2 protein-coding genes are annotated in these 1399 nt (G+C 40.6%); one reads left to right on the top strand and one right to left on the bottom strand.

Annotation, left to right across the window (positions count from 1 at the left end; all coding sequences use genetic code 11):
• Window positions 1-325 (top strand): bifunctional ornithine acetyltransferase/N-acetylglutamate synthase (locus F6K37_RS42365; protein WP_287257214.1); only part of this gene is annotated, 325 nt, incomplete at its 5' end.
• Between the two features lie 302 nt (window positions 326-627).
• Here F6K37_RS42365 and F6K37_RS42360 read toward each other — a convergent pair.
• Window positions 628-1399: DUF547 domain-containing protein (locus F6K37_RS42360; RefSeq protein ID WP_287257213.1), on the bottom strand; the 772-nt coding region annotated here is incomplete at its 5' end.

Genomic DNA, 1399 nt, shown 5'->3' with positions numbered 1-1399 from the left:
ATCCTTGGTCAAGTCTGCCATCTTTGGACGAGACCCAAACTGGGGCAGAATTGCCGCAGCCGCTGGCCGTGCAGGAGTACCCTTTGAGCAAGAAAACCTGCGGATTCAGTTAGGGGATGTGTTGCTGATGGAAAATGGTCAACCCTTAGGGTTTGACCGTCAACAGGCTAGTGATTATCTCAAGCAGGCTGCTGCTGGTGCTTATCTTAAAGAAGATACGGTTTTAATTCAGATTAATGTGGGCAATGGTCATGGTGTTGGTCAGGCTTGGGGTTGTGATTTGAGTTATGACTATGTCCGGATTAATGCGGAATATACCACTTGATTAGCCTTGTTACCAAAGACGTCTTAAAAAATAACAAACCATAACAAATCCTGATAGCAAAGGGAACAGGGAACAAAAATTATCACAATTCCTACACGGATACCGATAATGATTAATCAATAAACCGGTTAATTGGTTATTGTTTATTGGTTAAGCTGTCCCGCATTTAAACTGCCTTTTATTAAATCAGGAAACCACCCCTGAAACTCTTGTCAATTCTGCATTCTGCATTCTGCATTCTGCATTCTGCATTCTGCATTCTGCATTCTACCTTGCTGTTAGGCATAAAAATTCCTAACAGCTTATTGTTTATTCAAAGACCAATCATAGTTCAGATATTTTATCTTGTAATTCCCCCGCTCAAGATACTCCTGATCCTCTGGACTAAGGTAGTTACTGATAAAGTTTAACACCGCCCGTTGATTGGCGTTACCAGTAAATTTGTCATCGACACCATAGGTTTTTTTCCAATCTTCACCAAACCACTTAAAGATGGAAGAAAGATATACGCTACCTTCTTGACGGTCAATACGAAAGCCATGGGGACTAACTAGAAAATTCTGTGTCTGGTCATCCAGTTGCTGATCGATTTTTTCCCCAGTATAAGGTTCGTTTCTTAAGGGAGGACAACTGATAGCGGCGCAAACTAAAGCCATATGAATTCGGGGTTCGTTGAATTCCGCACGCAGTGTCTTGTGTTCAATATTATCTAAGGTTTTAGATTCTCCAGTAATGTTGAATTCGCGTCCTTTCCAGACTCCTTTAATATCCCGAATACTCTTTTTGAGCGGGTTTTGGTCAATAATGGATTCTAGAGTAAAGGAGTTGTAAGCATTTATCAGAAAAGCAATTTTTTCTGCTTCATCCCAAGACTGATAGGTGCTAGGCTCAACAGCACCTAAGGAGGCATTAAATGTCTCCAGCTGCTCTGGATTTTGCTGCAATTTTTGGTAATTAACTAGCGCTTTATTGTTGACATGGTTTTTTAGGACAGTAGCATAGTCGTCATAATTCAATAGATTTCTATCAGTGCCTCTATTTACTTGTACTTGAGAATCTTTTGCTGGTGCTTGA

It is taken from the genome of Moorena sp. SIO4E2, assembly GCF_010671945.1.
In the GTDB taxonomy this organism is placed as follows: Bacteria; Cyanobacteriota; Cyanobacteriia; order Cyanobacteriales; family Coleofasciculaceae; genus Moorena; species Moorena producens.
Note: the sequence above shows the minus strand (reverse complement) of the source record. Positions and strands in the feature narration are given on the sequence as shown.